Genomic DNA, 15,799 nt, shown 5'->3' on the forward strand with positions numbered 1-15,799 from the left:
TAAGGCGATCAGTTCACGGTGACGCTGTTGATCACGATGGCCTCACGCGGAACGTCTTGGTGCATGCCATGGCTGCCGGTGGGTACTTCGACAATGCTTTCCACTACGGACATACCCTCGACGACGCGACCAAATACCGCATAGCCCCAGCCTTGAGCAGTTTCGGCACTGAAGTCCAAAAAGCGATTGTGGGCGACATTGATAAAGAACTGCGCGGTGGCTGAGTGCGGATTGGGCGTGCGCGCCATGGCCAGGGTGCCCACTTCGTTAGACAAGCCATTGTTGGCTTCATTACGAATCGCCTCACGCGTGGGCTTTTGGTTCATGTCCTCGGTGAAACCGCCTCCTTGCACCATAAAGCCTGGGATCACGCGATGAAAAATCGTGCCGGCATAAAAGCCATCGCGGGCATAACTGAGGAAGTTCTCAACGCTGATGGGGGCTTTATCGGCATACAGCTCGATAACGATACTGCCTTTATTGGTATCCAGTGTGACCTGAGGATTGGTATCTGCCATTGTCGAATTCCCTATGCTGATGGACAGAAGCGCGATCATGGCGGCAGCGTATCGAAGCGTTGATGTCATGGCCCTTGCCCGTGAATGAAAGTGATTGGGGGGACCATCATAGCGGTAGGATGTCGATTTGCCAAAAGTCTATTGGTCACTGATGCCGTGCTTCGGCTAAACTGTCGCGCCATGTCATCGCTACCTGCTAAGAGCCGCTTCGCGCCCAGTCCCACCGGATGGTTACATCTGGGCAATCTCCGTACCGCGTTGTTCAGCGCGCTGATGGCTTGGCGTCATGGCGGGCATTTTTTGTTGCGCGTCGAAGATACCGATGCCGAGCGCAGCGAACAGGCGTTTACTGAGGCCTTATACGAAGATCTGCATTGGCTGGGTCTGGACTGGCAAGAGGGCCCGGGAATCGGCGGTGCGCAGGGCCCTTATTTGCAGTCTGAGCGCGCTGAGATTTATCAGCGGTTTTATGATGAGCTCGAGGCTAAGGGCTTGGCCTATCCTTGTTTTTGTTCCGCTCAAGCTCTAAAACTCTCGCGCAAAGCCCAACTGACATCTGGCCAACCGCCGCGCTATGCCGGCACTTGTGCACATTTATCCAGCGATGAGGTGCAGCGCCGACGGGATCAGGGTATTGAACCCACCTTGCGGTTTCGTGTGCCGCCCGGTAAAGAAGTGCGGTTTACCGATTTGGTGCGCGGCGAACAAGTTTATCGCTCTGAGGACATTGGTGATTTTGTGATTCGTCGCTCAGACGGCACTCCCGCGTTCTTTTTCAGTAATGCCATTGATGATGCTTTGATGGGGGTGACCCATGTGTTGCGCGGCGAGGATCACCTCACCAACACCCCCAGACAACTGATGTTGCTTGAGGCGCTGGGGTTGCCAACGCCCAGCTATGCGCATATCTCGCTAATTTTGGGCAGTGATGGTGGCCCCTTGTCTAAGCGTGCTGGCGCGTTGAGTCTTCGGGCACTGCGCGAGCAGGGTTATTTGCCCATTGCGATTTTGAATCACTTGGCGCGACTGGGGCATGTTTATGAGCGCGATGATTTATTGCCATTAGATGATTTGATTGGCGATTTTGATGTGGCGCGCTTAGGAAGGGCGCCGGCGCGTCATGACCCGACGCAGCTGGATCATTGGCAGCGTCTGGCGGTGAATCATGCCGATGATGCCGTGTTACTGGGGTGGTTGGACGATCAGGATGTGTCGGCAGAGCAGGCGCAGCAGCTGGTGGCAGCGGTGCGCGATAACGTGCAATTCCCTGCCGATCTTCGGGCTTGGGCGCAGCGTTTATTGAAGGGCTTGCCGGAGTTTGATGCCGATGGCCAGGCCTTATTGCGCGCTGCGGGGGCTGATTTTTTCCAGCAGGCGTTGCAGGTGTTGGACTCCGCGCCCGACGACTTTAAGGCTTTTGCGCAAGCGGTGGGCGAGCGCAGTGGGGCGCGGGGTAAAGCTTTGTTTCAGCCGCTGCGTCTGGCTTTGAGCGGTGTAATGTTTGGCCCAGAGATGCACCGCATTTGGACATTGCTGGGACCTGCTGCATGTCGTGCGCGTCTTGAGCATGCCGCTGTCATCGCCGCCTTTTCCTCTCAATGATCCGCAGACCATGTTGCACATACACAATACGCTAAGCCGGAAAAAAGAGCCGTTCACTCCCATAGAACCGGGCAAAGTGCGTATGTATGTCTGTGGCATGACGGTTTATGACGACTGTCATCTGGGTCATGCGCGCGTTTTGGTGGTGTTCGACATGGTTTATCGCTATCTCCAGGCCAGCGGCTTGGAGGTGACCTACGTGCGTAACATTACCGACATCGATGACAAGATCATTCGCCGCGCCTCAGAAAACGGCGAGACCATCGAACAGCTGACCGAGCGCGTGATTGCGCGTATGCATGAAGACGCCGATGCTTTGGGTGTATTGCGCCCGACGATGGAGCCGCGCGCCACGCAGCATGTACAAGAAATTATCGATCTCATCACTAAGCTCATCAGTAGCGGTCATGCCTATTTGGGCAACAATGGGGATGTCTATTACAGCGTCTCTCAATTTCCTACTTATGGGCAGCTCTCGGGTAAGCGCGTTGAAGATTTGCGCGCTGGGGAGCGCGTGGCGCCCGATGAAGCCAAGCGTGATCCCTTGGATTTTGTGCTGTGGAAGTCGGCCAAGCCAGGTGAGCCTTTTTGGGAATCGCCTTGGGGCCCGGGCCGGCCGGGCTGGCATATCGAGTGCTCAGCGATGTCGATGTGCTATTTAGGTGAGCATTTTGATATTCATGGCGGGGGGCAGGATCTGCAATTCCCGCATCATGAGAACGAGATTGCGCAAAGTGAGGCGGCGAGCTGCTCACATTTTGTGAATGTCTGGATGCACAACGGCTTTGTGCGCATCAATGAAGAGAAGATGTCCAAATCCTTGGGCAATTTTTTCACCATTCGCGAAGTCTTGGCGCACTATCGCCCCGAAGAAATCCGCTACTTCATACTCGCCAGTCATTACCGCAGCCCGCTGAATTACGACGATCAGGCTTTACATGCCGCACGTCAGGCGCTCACCCGCTTGTATACGGCGCTTCGTGATTTGCCCGAGCATGCATCGGCAGCGGTTGATGGCGGCTGGCGCCAGCGCTTTAGCGCGGCAATGGATGATGATTTCAACACCCCCGAGGCGTTGGCGGTATTGTTTGACCTGACTAGGGAAGTCAACCGTTTACGAGATGCCGGCGAGGCTGTTGCGGCGGCTGGGGCGGCTTCGGAGTTGCGCGATCTAGGCAGTATTTTAGGGTTGCTGGGCGATGATCCACAGGCCTTTTTGCGCGGCGGTAGCGGCGCTGACCAAGGGCCTAGCGATGAGCAGATCGAAGCACTGATTGCCGAGCGTTTGGCGGCGCGTCAAAACCGCGATTTTGCCCGCGCCGATCAGATTCGCGATGAGCTTAAGGCGCAGGGCGTGGTACTTGAGGATGGTCCGCAAGGCACTACTTGGCGGCGCGACATTTAGACTTTTTGAAGTGGCGTTAGCCTTGCGCAGAGTCGGTCCATGCGCAGGCCTGTAAGGTGTTTTTCAAGAGCATGGCCACGGTCATTGGACCGACGCCGCCGGGCACTGGGGTGATCCAGGCAGCGCGCTCAGCTGCGGAGGCAAAGCTGATATCGCCGGCCAAAGATCCATCGGCGAGGCGGTTGATACCCACATCAATCACGGTGGCGCCGGGTTTGACCCAAGCGCCGTCAATGAGATTGGGTTTGCCCACGGCCGCCACTAAAATATCAGCACGCGCAACGTGCTTGGCGGTATCGGCGGTGAAGCGGTGGCATATTGTCACGGTGGCACCGGCCAGCACCAGCTCAAGGGCCATGGGCCGGCCAACGATATTAGAGGCGCCCACCACCACGGCGTGACGGCCTTTATAGATCTCGCCGGTATGCTCGAGAAGGCGTAGCACGCCATAAGGGGTGCATGGTCGTAGCCGCGGTAAGCGCAGGGCCAAACGACCCATGTTGTAGGGATGGAAACCATCCACATCCTTGGCTGGATCGATGCGTTCGATGATGCGCTCTGCATCGATCGCTTTAGGCAAGGGCAGTTGCACCAAGATGCCGTCGATGGTGTCATCGGCATTGAGTTCATCGACGATGTCCAGCAGCTGTCCCGCTTCGGTATCAGCGGGTAAGTCGATGGAACGCGAGGTCATACCCACAGCTTCACAGCTGCGGCGCTTATTGCGCACATAGATTTCCGAGGCAGGGTCTTGCCCCACCAGCACCACCGCGAGCCCCGGTGCGCGGTGGCCCGCAGCTACGCGCTTAGCGACAGTGACACGCACTTCTTCTTGAACGGTTTGCGCGATGGCGCGGCCATCGATCAGCTGAGCGGGCATGTAGATTCCAAAACCTCAAGGAAAGCGGGATTTTCCCATTGAATGTGCGCGGCGTCCAATGTTCTTGGGGATTTTGCATTGCGGACGCGGCTTTGCTACATTCCTGACTATGACAATTCCTTCCGCCACGCTGTGCCTGTCTGCGCTGCTGCGACTGCCGCGCTAGCGGCTATTCTTTGTGCCTGGCGAGGCGATACGCACCCCTTAACATCTCAAACGCTGCGCCCACGGGCCAGTGGCGTGTAGAATTGCGCATCGAATGCGGAGTTGGAATCCATGGCAGGCAAAGACAAACTGATTATTTTTGACACCACGCTGCGCGACGGCGAGCAAAGTCCCGGCGCATCGATGACGCGTGAGGAAAAACTGCGCATCGCTAAGGGACTGGAAAAGATGCGTGTGGATGTCATCGAGGCGGGTTTTCCAGCCGCCAGTCCCGGTGATTTTGAATCGGTTAAAGCGGTGGCGCAGGCGGTTCAAGACAGTACTGTCTGTGGTCTGGCGCGCGCCAAAGAGGGCGATATCGAACGCGCCGGTGAGGCCATTAAGCCAGCCAAATCCGGGCGTATTCACACCTTTTTGGCCACCTCGCCCATCCACATGCAGTACAAGCTGAAAATGACAGCGGATGAAGTGGTGGAACAGGCTGTTAAAGCCGTGGGCTGGGCGCGCCGCTATACCGACAATGTCGAGTTCTCGCCGGAAGATGCGGGCCGCTCCGAGCTGGATTTTCTGTGTCGGGTGATTGAAGCAGTCATCGATGCGGGAGCGACCACCATCAATATCCCCGATACGGTGGGTTACAACATTCCTCAGCAGTTCGGTGAGCTGATGAAGAACTTGCTGGAGCGTATTCCTAACTCCGATAAAGCTGTGTTTTCTGTGCACTGTCATAACGATTTGGGATTGGCGGTGGCCAACTCGCTCGCGGCAGTGTTGCAAGGTGCGCGTCAGGTAGAGTGCACCATCAATGGCTTGGGCGAGCGCGCCGGCAATGCCGCTTTAGAAGAAATCGTCATGGCTGTGCGCACGCGCCAAGACGTGTTTCCTTGTGACACTGATTTGGATACCACGCAGATTTTGCCGTGTTCGCGATTGGTTTCGACCATCACCGGGTTCCCGGTGCAGCCGAATAAAGCCATAGTCGGTGCTAATGCCTTTGCCCATGAGTCGGGGATTCATCAAGATGGGGTGCTCAAACACCGCGATACCTACGAGATCATGCGCGCCCAAGATGTGGGCTGGTCGGATAATCGCATCGTTTTGGGCAAACACTCAGGCCGTAATGCGTTCCGCACCCGTTTAAAAGAGTTGGCCATCGAGTTTGACTCAGAAGAAGAACTGAATGAGGCATTTGCGCGCTTTAAAGACTTGGCCGATAAAAAGCACGAGATTTTCGATGAAGATTTGCAGGCATTGGTCACCGAGGCCTCCATGGCGATGGAGCAGGAATCCCTGAAGCTGGTTTATCTGCATGTCGCCTCTGAGACCGGTGAAACGCCCTATGCCCGCGTGACTTTGAATGTCGAGGGTGAGGAGCGTCAGGGTGAGGCCGAAGGTGGCGGTCCTGTCGATGCGGCTTTCTGCGCCATTGAAACCGTGGTCGATAGTGGTACGCGCCTATTGCTCTACTCGGTGAATAACATCACCAGCGGCACCGATGCGCAGGGCGAGGTCACGGTGCGTTTGGAAAAAGCCGGGCGCATTGTGAATGGCCAAGGAGCAGATACAGATATCGTCATTGCCTCAGCTAAGGCTTATCTCAATGCATTAAACCGTTTCGTCGGTCCAGACCGGCGTGCTCATCCGCAGCGTGGAGATGTCTGAGACTCGGGCATCGATGACCCCGCAGCAGCGCCAGCGGGCGCTGCGGGCGATGGGTATTGATGTATGGGTGCCGAGGGCGGCGCAGCCGGAGGCTGCGGCGGCCGCGGTGCCGGAGCCGGCGGTGACACCCATCCCGGTGTCGCAACCGGCGCCGCCGGTGGGATCGGCGCTCGTGCCGGTCGCCAAGGCATTGCCCGCTGTCGAGTCACCCCAGGATGACTGGCAGAGCTTGATGCGGGAAGTGGCCGCCTGTCAGCGCTGCCCTGAATTGGCGGGTTCACGCACGCAGACGGTCTTTGGTGCGGGCGATCCTCATGCCACTTGGATGTTTATCGGTGAGGCGCCCGGGGCTGATGAGGATCAGCAGGGTGAGGCTTTCTTGGGTCGTTCCGGGCAGTTGCTGGATCGTATGCTAGCGGCCTTGGGTATCAGCCGTGAGCAGAATGTCTACCTCGCGACGATGGTCAAATGTCGACCACCGAAAAACCGCGATCCTTTGCCGGAAGAGGCCGCTCGGTGCCGAGCTTATCTGGATCGGCAAATCGCGGCGATCAAGCCCAAGGTGTTGGTGGCTTTGGGGCGTGTGGCAGCGCAGAACCTACTGGATACTGAGGCAACGCTGGCCAGTCTGCGCGGTCAGGTGCTGAGTTATCAGGGCATTCCATTAATTGTCACTTATCACCCCGCATATTTGCTGCAGCGTCCGGCTGACAAGCGCCATGCCTGGGATGACCTGTGTCTGGCTCGTGGCGTGCATGCACGTTTAACTGCTGGAGCGGGAGGCCATGCATGAGCGCGCTGACCGCGCCCGGGCTGCAGCTGCGGCGCATGCAGCTGGATGACGTGCCACGCATTATGGATGTGGAAGTGCGGGCCTATCCTTATCCTTGGACCGAGGGTATTTTTCGCGATTGTTTGCGCGTCGGCTATTCCTGTTGGGTCCTCGAGTCTTTGGAGGGCATGCTCCGCGGCTATGCCGTAATGTCGATGGCCGCTGGTGAGTGTCATTTGTTGAATATCAGTGTGTCTCCCGATTATCAAGGCCAAGGCCATGGCCGCTATTTGCTGCGCTGCTTATTGGACGTCGCGCGTGAGCGAGCGGTGGAGATGCTGTTTTTGGAAGTGCGGCCCTCCAATACGCAAGCCCTTTCTTTGTATCACTCCGAGGGCTTTAATGAGATTGGCATTCGCAAGCGCTATTACCCCGATGCCAAAGGGCGTGAAGATGCCTTGGTCATGGCTTTGAGTCTGTGATGTCAACCAAAGACGTGCTGTGACGTATTGCTCTATGAAGGTTAGTTCATTCCATCAGGGAGCATTGTCATGAGTGATACAAAGAAACCATACACGCGACGTCGCTGGTTATTAACGGGTGCAGCCGGTCTGGTGATTTTGGCCATGGGCGTCAGTTTGCCGATGAGTGCTTTGGCACAAGACCGCGGTATGCCGCGCAATGAGCCGGGTCTGACCCTAGAAGAGCGGGCGCAGATGCGGGAAAATCGGCGCATTGAGCGCGAAGATCGCCAACGAATGCGCGATGAGCGGCGTTCCATGCGCAAAGATTACTGCCCTGCACTGGAACAGATGAGTGAGGCCGAGCGTGATGCTTGGCGTCAGGAGATGCGGACTCAGCGTCAGCGTATGATGCGCATGAATCCCTCTGAGCGGCAGCGCATGCGGGAGCAGATGATGAATAGGACTCCGGGTGAATGCGTTGAGTGGTGGCGACAGCAGGGTGAATGATAGTTCCTCGGCGGACCTGGAGGGGTTTTTCCTCCAGGTCCAGGGGAGGGCAGTGACGATGGCGGCAATGGCAGTGGGTGACCGTGAAACAGCGCTGGATTTGGTGCAAGACACCATGGTGCGTTTACTGGGTTCGTACCGACAGTATCAACCCGATGCTTGGCCGCCGTTGTTTTGGAAAATCCTGCAAAACGTGATTCGCGATACCTATCGTCGGCGCCGCGTGCGTCAGCGGATTATGGCTTTTTTTCCGGCAAGGGATGGTGAGGAAGATCCCGACCCGCTTGCCGGGCTGGCTGATGAGCACTCACCTCAGCCGGATGGGGCGCTAAGTGACGCGCGTTTTTCAGCAGATTTGCAGCGTGCTCTACAAGCTCTACCACTGCGCCAGCAGCAGGCGTTTTTACTGCGCCATTGGGAAGGTTTGGATACTTCAGAAACCGCTGCAGCACTCGGTATCAGCGAGGGCAGCGTCAAAACCCACTTATCGCGGGCGATGGCGGTGCTGCGCGAGCGCTTGGAGGCACATCAATGAATCCGCAAGACAAGACAATCGATTCGGCCTTGCTGGCGCGGATGCGCGAAACGCTGGATGTGCTGCCCGGTCTGAGCCTGGCTGAACAGCAGCGCTTGCAGCAGGCCCGCCAAGCTGCTGTCCATGGCTCGGGGAAAGCACCATCACGCTGGCGTTTGCCGCTGTGGCGGCCCATGGGCGCCGTAGCTTTAGCGGCTTCTGTCATGTTGGCCGTGGTGTTGATCTGGGATGTGGGCAATGGCCTGGGACCAGAGGGTCTGCCGGCGCTAGCAGTAGATGGCGCTGAGGTCGAGTGGCTGCTGGCGGGTGATGAGGCTGACTGGCTGTCTGTGGCTGATGATGTGGCTTTTGTCTTTTGGGCAACGCAGGGAATCTGATGAATTTGAGAGCAATCACCGTGACCACTTTGGCATTGCTGATGCTGGCTCAGCCGCTGGCAGCGCAGGTCAACTCCTGGGGTGAACTCAGCCCTGAACAGCAACAGGTGCTGGCGCCGATGGCCGGGCACTGGGAAGGTTTGCGCCCCGGGCAGCGGCAGCGGCTGGTGGAGGCCGCAAACCAATGGCCCGAGATGGACGAGCAGCAGCGCTCACGCTTGATGGCGCGCATGGAACGTTTCGCGCAAATGCCGCCCGAGGAGCGCGGTCGTCTGCGCGAGCGTGCCCGACACTATGAAACCCTCAGTCCAGAGGCGCGCGAGGCTGTGCGCGAGCGCTGGCAGCGCTTTGAATCCCTGCCGCCGGAAGAACAACAGCGTCTGCGCCGCGAATGGCAAGAGCGCATGCAATCAGGTCATGAGGGGCGACGTGGTCAGCGGCGGGGCGAAGGCCTATAATGTGCGGCTTTTACTTGCCTAGCGCCCCAATTAATGCCATCCAAGCACGCCACAGAGACCGCCCGTCGCCGCACCTTTGCGATCATCTCGCATCCTGATGCTGGGAAGACCACGGTCACCGAAAAACTTCTGCTGTACGGCGGTGCTATCCAGTTGGCCGGAACGGTTAAAGGCCGCAAGGCGGCGCGACATGCCACTTCTGACTGGATGGAGCTGGAAAAAGAACGCGGTATATCCGTGACCTCCTCGGTGATGCAGTTTCCTTACAAGGACTGCATCGTTAATCTGCTGGATACTCCTGGTCACCAAGACTTCTCAGAGGATACCTACCGGACGCTGACTGCGGTGGACTCGGCGTTGATGGTGATCGATGTGGCCAAAGGCGTGGAGGAGCGCACCATCAAGCTGATGGAGGTCTGCCGGCTGCGCGATACGCCCATCATGACCTTTATTAACAAGCTCGATCGTGAGGGTCGCGAGCCCATTGATCTGCTCGATGAAGTCGAGCGCGTGCTGGGTATCGCTTGTGCGCCGGTGACCTGGCCTATTGGTATGGGTAAACGATTTAAAGGGGTCTATCACTTGGCTCGTGATGCGGTGCATCTGTTTAGCCCCACCCATGGCGGCAAGGTGCAGCAGGGCGAGATCATTCAGGGATTGGATAATCCTCGGTTGGATGAAGTCTTGGGTACCCAGGCCGCTGAGCTGCGCGAAGAACTCGAGCTGGTGATGGGCGCCTCCCATAGCTTTGATGCCGAGGCCTATTTGGCTGGACAGCAAACACCGGTGTTTTTCGGCTCGGCCATCAACAATTTCGGTATTCAGGAATTGCTGGATGATTTTGTGGTGTACGCGCCCGCGCCTCGCTCGCGCGCGACGCAAAGTCGCGAGATATTGCCTGCAGAAGAATCATTTTCGGGCTTCGTATTTAAGATTCAGGCGAATATGGATCCGCAGCACCGGGATCGTATCGCCTTTATGCGCATTTGCTCGGGCACCTTCCGCAAGGGAGCCAAACTGCGGCATGTACGCATCGCTAGAGATGTGCGCATTGCGGATGCCCTGACCTTTATGGCCTCAGAGCGTGAGCATGCCGAAGAAGCTTATCCCGGCGACATCATTGGGCTGCACAATCACGGCACAATTCGCATTGGCGACACATTTACCGAAGGCGAGGCTTTGGCGTTTACCGGTATTCCGAACTTTGCCCCGGAGCTGTTTCGCCGCGCCCAGTTGCGCGACCCGCTGAAAATGAAGCAGCTGCAAAAGGGCTTGCAGCAGCTGTGCGAGGAGGGCGCCACGCAGTTGTTTAAACCGCTGACCAACAACGACCTGATACTCGGCGCCGTGGGTATTTTGCAGTTTGATGTGGTGGCCCACCGGCTGCGCCATGAATATAACGTCGATGCCAGTTTTGAGACGGTGAACGTGCAGACGGCTCGCTGGGTGAGTTGCGCTGATGAGCGCAAACTGGAAGAGTTTCGGGAGAAGGCGGCGGCTAACCTGTCCATCGATCATGGCGGCGACTTAGTGTACATCGCTCCGACCCGGGTTAATCTGCAAATGGCTCAGGAGCGCTGGCCTGAGATTACCTTCAGTGCCACTCGTGAGCATGGCATCGCCGTGGCTGCTTGAAGATTTTGTGACAAGAATGCGATCGAGAACCTGATGAAACCAATCGAAAATCGTGAAGCCTGGTTTTTTGCTTCCAAGGAGTTTGAGGAAAATCGCCACCCGGAGCTTTGGCAGCGCTGCCTGAGTGAATGCGGTGATGATGAGAATCTGGCGCGGGCGCGTTATCTTCAAGAAGCAGCCGCTTTGTATGATGGGTTTTTGGCTGAGGGCCAGCGAGATGGGTCGCCGCATGCCGATGGGCAGGGCGGCGTTAAGTGGGCTCGTGATCCCAATGCGGGTAAGAAGGCGAAGATGCCTCTGTACCGCGAGTCAGCCTCGCTGCTGCTCGCAATCCCAGCGATGGTCATAGCCGCTTGGGTGAATTATCTGTATTTCATCGCTCAGGACCGTTTTCCCTTTCAGGTCTGGGCGGTGCTTTTGGCGGTTTTATTGATTCCCGCTGCGGGCGTGTTGGTGTATGCCGGCAGCTTTGCTCTACGTTACCGGCTCAGCGAATCCTTTCGCCAAGCCAGAACACAGAGACTGATGGACGCCCTGGCCCTGCGCGGCATTATCGCCGCGGTGGTGGTGGGCATGATCGGGATGTACCTGATCTGGGCGTTTTAAGCCTTTTTTGTTAGCCCGCCATGCGCGCGGCAATACCGGCCACATGACTGCCTTGGAATCGAGCGATGGTGAGCTCTTTTTCGCTGGGCTGGCGGCTGCCATCCGGGCCTGCCAGAGTCGCTGCACCGTAGGGGCCACCACCACGAGTTTCGGATACGTCGGTCAGCTCGGGGATCGCGTAGGGCAGGCCGACGATCACCATGCCGTGATGCGCCAAAGTGTTCCAAGTTGAGGTGATGGTGGTCTCCGCGCCGCCGCCGGTGCCGGTGGAGGTGAATACGCTGCCGACCTTACCGACCAGCTTGCCTTGTGCCCAAAGACCACCGGTGCGGTCGAGGAAATTGCGCATCTGTGAGGCCATGTTGCCAAAGCGGGTCGGCACGCCAAAGATGATCGCATCGTAGTGCTCCAGATCTTCGGGCTGAGCAATGGGTGCGACCTGATCCAACTTCGCGCCGGCGGCACGGGCATCCTCTTCGGACATCAGTTCAGGAACGCGGCGCACATCAACCTCAGTTCCGGAGACGCTGCGCGCGCCTTCTGCCACAGCTTCGGCCATGGTTTCTATGTGACCGTACATGGAGTAATACAGAACCAATACCTTGCTCATCGATGTTGCTCCTTATCCTTAGGATGGATTAGAAAAAATTGACATTAAGCAGTGTGCCTTGGGCACTCGGCTGATGCACCGTACCACGCGGCGCCAGTCGCTGACCGAGGCGGGGGCCGCCTTTTACCCTAAGGCTGTGCAGATTCTGCAGTTGTTGCAGGAAGCCGAGCAGGATGTCGCTGCCGATACCCAACGGGTGAGCGGTGGGCTGCGCCTGAGTGCGCCGGTGAGCTTTGGCATCACCCACTTGGCACCGGCTTTAGCCGAGTTTCGCCGCCAATACCCCGAGGTAACGCTTGATGTGGTGCTCAATGATCGCCAGGTCAATCTCGTGGAAGAGGGCTATGACTTGGCCATTCGCATCGCCAGTTCGCTTCAGCCCAGCTTGGTGGCGCGGCCATTGATGTCCGTCGAGATGCTGCTGTGTGCCTCTCCCGATTATCTTCGCGCTCACGGTAGCCCCAAGCACCCGCGCGACCTCGCGCAGCATGATTGTCTGGTGTACAGCAATGATGCCAGCGCCCATGAATGGCAGTTTCAACAGGGTCAGGAACAAGTCAGTGTGCGGGTATACGGCAGCGTTCAGTCCGACAATGGCGAAATTCTGGTGGCTGCTGCCGAAGAGGGCATCGGTGTGGTGCGCATGCCGCGCTTTCTGTGCCAAGCTGCCCTAGACTCCGGGCGATTGCAGCCCATCCTCACCGACTGGCAGCTGCCTACCCACACCGTCTACGCTGTCTACGCTGACCGCCGCTGGCTGCCGCCGCGGGTGCGCGCGCTCATCGACTTCTTGGTCGCCCGCTTCGGTGAATAAAACTACCCCGTTTTTATATCTGGCGGATTTTGCTGTGCTGGGCTTGCAGTTCCTGGAGGGCGTTGCGCATTTCGGCGACGCGGGCGCGCTCTTTGTCGACGACTTCGGCGGGGGCGCGGGCGACGAAGCTTTCGTTGTTGAGCCGGGTCTCGGATTGCTCGAGGTTTTTCTCCAGCTTGGCGATTTCTTTGGCGAGGCGGGCCAGTTCGGCGTCTTTGTCGATCAAGCCAGCCAGCGGAATCAGCAGGCGCATCTCACCGACCAGAGCCATGGCTGATTCGGGTGGGGTATCGGCATCTTCCAGCCAGGTGAGGGATTCGGGGCGGGCCAGAAAGCCGATAAAAGCGGCATTGGCCTCATAGCGCTGGCGATCAGCCGGTTGGGCATTTTGCAACAGCACGGGTAGGGGCTTGCCGGGGGCAATGTCCATCTCCGCGCGGATACGCCGCATGCCGAGAATAAAGGTTTTCACCCATTCCAGTTCTTGTTCGGCGGCGGTATCGGTGAGCGCTGTGTCGGCCTCAGGATAGGCGCGCTGCAGTATGGTTTCACCGTCGACGCCGGCTGGGGTTTTCACCTGTTGCCAAATGGCTTCAGTGATATACGGCATCATCGGATGCAAGAGGCATAGGAGCTGTTCGAGAACGCTCACCAGCGTATGACGGGTGCCGCATTTTTCCTCATCGCTGACGTTTTCGCCGGTCAAAACGGGTTTGCAGAGCTCGAGATACCAGTCGCAATAGTCATACCAAGTGAATTCATAGAGCGACTTGGCGGCCAGATCAAAGCGATACTCTCCCAGCTGTCGGTGCACCTCGGAGATGGTGTTTTGCAGCCGCGAGAGGATCCAGCGATCCGCCAGTGATAGGCGCATCTCGCCGCCCTGAGTGCCGGTGTCTTGGCCCTCGGTGTTCATCAAGACATAGCGCGCCGCATTCCACAGCTTGTTGCAAAAATTGCGGTAACCCTCGATGCGGCCCAGATCAAACTTGATGTCGCGGCCACTGGAGGCCAACGCGGCCAGGGTGAAGCGCAGGGCGTCGGTACCAAAGGTCGGTATGCCATCAGGAAACTGTTTTTTCGTGGCTTGGGCGATGCGTTTTTCCATTTGTGGTTGCATCAGGCCTGTGGTGCGCTTGGCCAGTAAATCCTCAAGGCTGATGCCATCGATCAGATCAATGGGGTCGAGCACATTGCCTTTGGACTTGGACATTTTCTGGCCCTCGGCATCGCGAATCAGGCCGGTGACATAGACCTCGCGAAAGGGCACATCGTCCATGAATTTCAGGCCCATCATGATCATGCGTGCCACCCAGAAGAAGATGATGTCAAAGCCGGTGACCAGCACAGATGTGGGATAGAAGGTCTTCAGCTCCGGCGTCTGTTCCGGCCAGCCCAAGGTTGAGAACGGCCACAGCGCCGAGCTGAACCAGGTATCGAGGACGTCGGCGTCTTGGCGCAGCGTGACCGACGCATCGAGGCTGTATTTCTCGCGGGCCTCGGCTTCATCGCGAGCGACGTAAATGTTGCCTTGTTGGTCATACCAAGCGGGGATGCGATGACCCCACCAGATCTGCCGGGAGATGCACCAGTCTTGAATATTGCGCATCCATTCAAAATAGGTCTTGCTCCAGTTCTCCGGCACAAAGCGAATCTGGCCGTCTTCTACCGCCTTGATGGCCGGCTCAGCTAGCGGTCCGGCTTTCACATACCATTGATCGGTTAAGAAGGGCTCAATGACCGCGCCGGTGCGATCGCCTCTGGGCACCATGAGCTTGTGATCATCAATGCGCTCAAGAAGATCTAAAGCCTCGAAATCGGCGATGATCTTTCTGCGGGCCTCATAACGCTCCATGCCGCGATAGGCTTCGGGGGCCTCGTCGTTGATACAGGCATCCACGGTAAAGATGTTGATCAATGGCAGGTCATGGCGGCTGCCCACCGCATAGTCATTAAAATCATGGGCCGGGGTGATCTTCACGCAGCCAGAACCAAATTCGGGGTCGACATAGTCATCGGCAATCACCGGGATTTGCCGACCGGTTAACGGCAGGTCGACGGTCTTACCGATGAGATGCCGATAGCGTTCATCTTCAGGGTGCACGGCCACAGCGGTATCTCCCAGCATGGTTTCTGGGCGGGTGGTGGCGACCACCAAATGCCCGGAGCCATCACTTAATGGATAGCGCAGATGCCAGAGATGGCCTTGCTCTTCTTCGGAGAGTACCTCGAGGTCAGAGACAGCGGTGTGCAGCACCGGATCCCAGTTCACCAAGCGCTTGCCACGGTAAATCAGACCCTCGTCATACAGCCGCACAAAGACTTCGGTGACGGCCTGTGATAAGCCTTCATCCATGGTGAAGCGCTCGCGGCTCCAGTCAATGGCGGTGCCCATACGGCGCAGCTGTTTTTGGATTTCGTTGCCGGAGTGCTCGCGCCATTCCCAGACCTTGTCGAGGAAGGCCTCACGACCCAGATCATGGCGGGAGATGCCGTCTCGCGCCAGTTGGCGCTCCACCACCATTTGTGTGGCGATGCCGGCGTGGTCGGTGCCGCCCTGCCACAGCGTGTTGTGGCCGCGCATGCGGTGGTAGCGAATCAGGGTGTCCATCAAGGTGTCTTGAAAGGCATGACCCATGTGCAGCGTGCCGGTGACATTGGGCGGCGGCAGCATGATGCAGTAGGGCTCGCCCTGACCACTGGGCGCGAATCGCCCCTGACTCTCCCACTCGGCATAGATTCGGCGTTCGATGGCGTGTGGGTCGTAGGTTTTTTCCATGGGGCAGTCG

The 15,799-nt window shown here is 57.8% G+C and carries 16 protein-coding genes; 12 read left to right on the forward strand and 4 right to left on the reverse strand.

What is annotated here, in order from left to right; all coding sequences use genetic code 11:
* Nucleotides 1–8 precede the first annotated feature (8 nt).
* Nucleotides 9–518, reverse strand: coding sequence for a peptidylprolyl isomerase (locus tag CKX93_RS07375; RefSeq protein WP_084178707.1), 510 nt, complete (start codon nt 516–518; stop codon nt 9–11).
* A 180-nt stretch (nt 519–698) separates the two neighbouring features.
* Between CKX93_RS07375 and gltX the strand changes: the two genes are divergently transcribed.
* Nucleotides 699–2,120 (forward strand): glutamate--tRNA ligase, encoded by a 1,422-nt coding sequence (gene gltX / locus CKX93_RS07380; RefSeq protein WP_076756244.1) that lies wholly within the window; start codon nt 699–701, stop codon nt 2,118–2,120.
* A gap of 10 nt (nt 2,121–2,130) precedes the next feature.
* Nucleotides 2,131–3,525 (forward strand): cysteine--tRNA ligase, encoded by a 1,395-nt coding sequence (gene cysS / locus CKX93_RS07385; RefSeq protein ID WP_076756245.1) that lies wholly within the window; start codon nt 2,131–2,133, stop codon nt 3,523–3,525.
* A 16-nt stretch (nt 3,526–3,541) separates the two neighbouring features.
* Here the strand turns inward: cysS and folD are convergent, their stop codons facing one another.
* Nucleotides 3,542–4,405: a bifunctional methylenetetrahydrofolate dehydrogenase/methenyltetrahydrofolate cyclohydrolase FolD gene (folD, locus tag CKX93_RS07390; protein WP_076756072.1), complete on the reverse strand. Its 864-nt coding sequence runs from the start codon at nt 4,403–4,405 to the stop codon at nt 3,542–3,544.
* A 276-nt stretch (nt 4,406–4,681) separates the two neighbouring features.
* On the opposite strand from folD, the gene CKX93_RS07395 reads away from it, so the two are divergent.
* From CKX93_RS07395 to CKX93_RS07435, 9 genes are all read left to right on the forward strand, one after another.
* Entirely contained in the window at nt 4,682–6,232 is a 1,551-nt protein-coding gene (locus CKX93_RS07395) for a 2-isopropylmalate synthase (protein WP_076756073.1), read from the forward strand.
* Nucleotides 6,225–7,025, forward strand: a complete 801-nt coding sequence (locus CKX93_RS07400) for a uracil-DNA glycosylase (protein WP_234982846.1) — start codon at nt 6,225–6,227, stop codon at nt 7,023–7,025. The genes CKX93_RS07395 and CKX93_RS07400 overlap by 8 nt, the downstream gene beginning before the upstream one ends.
* Nucleotides 7,022–7,486 (forward strand): ribosomal protein S18-alanine N-acetyltransferase, encoded by a 465-nt coding sequence (gene rimI / locus CKX93_RS07405; protein ID WP_076756075.1) that lies wholly within the window; start codon nt 7,022–7,024, stop codon nt 7,484–7,486. Before CKX93_RS07400 ends, rimI begins: the two co-directional genes overlap by 4 nt.
* Nucleotides 7,487–7,555: 69 nt before the next feature.
* Nucleotides 7,556–7,975 carry a hypothetical protein gene (locus CKX93_RS07410; protein ID WP_076756076.1) on the forward strand — a complete coding sequence of 140 codons (420 nt, stop codon included), beginning with the start codon at nt 7,556–7,558 and terminating at the stop codon, nt 7,973–7,975.
* On the forward strand, nt 7,968–8,510 hold the full coding sequence (locus CKX93_RS07415) for an RNA polymerase sigma factor (RefSeq protein ID WP_076756077.1): 543 nt from the start codon (nt 7,968–7,970) through the stop codon (nt 8,508–8,510). Before CKX93_RS07410 ends, CKX93_RS07415 begins: the two co-directional genes overlap by 8 nt.
* Complete coding sequence (locus tag CKX93_RS07420) at nt 8,507–8,887, forward strand: hypothetical protein (protein WP_076756078.1); 381 nt, start codon at nt 8,507–8,509, stop codon at nt 8,885–8,887. Before CKX93_RS07415 ends, CKX93_RS07420 begins: the two co-directional genes overlap by 4 nt.
* The gene (locus CKX93_RS07425; protein WP_076756079.1) at nt 8,887–9,345 is read left to right on the forward strand and encodes a DUF3106 domain-containing protein; all 459 of its coding nucleotides are present in this window, start codon (nt 8,887–8,889) and stop codon (nt 9,343–9,345) included. The genes CKX93_RS07420 and CKX93_RS07425 overlap by 1 nt, the downstream gene beginning before the upstream one ends.
* Nucleotides 9,346–9,378: 33 nt before the next feature.
* On the forward strand, nt 9,379–10,980 hold the full coding sequence (locus CKX93_RS07430; protein WP_076756080.1) for a peptide chain release factor 3: 1,602 nt from the start codon (nt 9,379–9,381) through the stop codon (nt 10,978–10,980).
* 33 nt (nt 10,981–11,013) lie between these two features.
* Complete coding sequence (locus CKX93_RS07435; protein WP_076756081.1) at nt 11,014–11,586, forward strand: hypothetical protein; 573 nt, start codon at nt 11,014–11,016, stop codon at nt 11,584–11,586.
* Between the two features lie 10 nt (nt 11,587–11,596).
* Here the strand turns inward: CKX93_RS07435 and wrbA are convergent, their stop codons facing one another.
* Nucleotides 11,597–12,196 carry an NAD(P)H:quinone oxidoreductase gene (gene wrbA, locus CKX93_RS07440; RefSeq protein ID WP_076756082.1) on the reverse strand — a complete coding sequence of 200 codons (600 nt, stop codon included), beginning with the start codon at nt 12,194–12,196 and terminating at the stop codon, nt 11,597–11,599.
* Nucleotides 12,197–12,269: 73 nt separating this feature from the next.
* Here wrbA and CKX93_RS07445 point away from each other — a divergent pair, with 73 nt between their 5' ends.
* The gene (locus CKX93_RS07445) at nt 12,270–13,010 is read left to right on the forward strand and encodes a LysR family transcriptional regulator (protein WP_076756083.1); all 741 of its coding nucleotides are present in this window, start codon (nt 12,270–12,272) and stop codon (nt 13,008–13,010) included.
* Nucleotides 13,011–13,023: 13 nt separating this feature from the next.
* Here CKX93_RS07445 and CKX93_RS07450 read toward each other — a convergent pair whose 3' ends face one another.
* Nucleotides 13,024–15,789, reverse strand: a complete 2,766-nt coding sequence (locus tag CKX93_RS07450) for a valine--tRNA ligase (protein WP_076756084.1) — start codon at nt 15,787–15,789, stop codon at nt 13,024–13,026.
* Nucleotides 15,790–15,799: the final 10 nt, after the last annotated feature.

This window comes from Ectothiorhodosinus mongolicus (assembly GCF_022406875.1).
In the GTDB taxonomy this organism is placed as follows: Bacteria; Pseudomonadota; Gammaproteobacteria; order Ectothiorhodospirales; family Ectothiorhodospiraceae; genus Ectothiorhodospira; species Ectothiorhodospira mongolica.

Excerpts from the sequence above, each read along its gene's own strand:
- gltX (WP_076756244.1), top strand. The coding sequence starts at position 699 with ATGTCATCGCTACCTGCTAAGAGCCGCTTCGCGCCCAGTCCCACCGGA.
- CKX93_RS07375 (WP_084178707.1), bottom strand. The coding sequence starts at position 518 with ATGGCAGATACCAATCCTCAGGTCACACTGGATACCAATAAAGGCAGT.
- folD (WP_076756072.1), bottom strand. The coding sequence starts at position 4,405 with ATGCCCGCTCAGCTGATCGATGGCCGCGCCATCGCGCAAACCGTTCAA.
- CKX93_RS07420 (WP_076756078.1), top strand. The coding sequence starts at position 8,507 with ATGAATCCGCAAGACAAGACAATCGATTCGGCCTTGCTGGCGCGGATG.
- cysS (WP_076756245.1), top strand. The coding sequence starts at position 2,131 with ATGTTGCACATACACAATACGCTAAGCCGGAAAAAAGAGCCGTTCACT.
- CKX93_RS07430 (WP_076756080.1), top strand. The coding sequence starts at position 9,379 with ATGCCATCCAAGCACGCCACAGAGACCGCCCGTCGCCGCACCTTTGCG.
- CKX93_RS07425 (WP_076756079.1), top strand. The coding sequence starts at position 8,887 with ATGAATTTGAGAGCAATCACCGTGACCACTTTGGCATTGCTGATGCTG.
- CKX93_RS07395 (WP_076756073.1), top strand. The coding sequence starts at position 4,682 with ATGGCAGGCAAAGACAAACTGATTATTTTTGACACCACGCTGCGCGAC.
- CKX93_RS07410 (WP_076756076.1), top strand. The coding sequence starts at position 7,556 with ATGAGTGATACAAAGAAACCATACACGCGACGTCGCTGGTTATTAACG.
- rimI (WP_076756075.1), top strand. The coding sequence starts at position 7,022 with ATGAGCGCGCTGACCGCGCCCGGGCTGCAGCTGCGGCGCATGCAGCTG.
- wrbA (WP_076756082.1), bottom strand. The coding sequence starts at position 12,196 with ATGAGCAAGGTATTGGTTCTGTATTACTCCATGTACGGTCACATAGAA.
- CKX93_RS07445 (WP_076756083.1), top strand. The coding sequence starts at position 12,270 with ATGCACCGTACCACGCGGCGCCAGTCGCTGACCGAGGCGGGGGCCGCC.
- CKX93_RS07435 (WP_076756081.1), top strand. The coding sequence starts at position 11,014 with ATGAAACCAATCGAAAATCGTGAAGCCTGGTTTTTTGCTTCCAAGGAG.
- CKX93_RS07400 (WP_234982846.1), top strand. The coding sequence starts at position 6,225 with ATGTCTGAGACTCGGGCATCGATGACCCCGCAGCAGCGCCAGCGGGCG.
- CKX93_RS07450 (WP_076756084.1), bottom strand. The coding sequence starts at position 15,789 with ATGGAAAAAACCTACGACCCACACGCCATCGAACGCCGAATCTATGCC.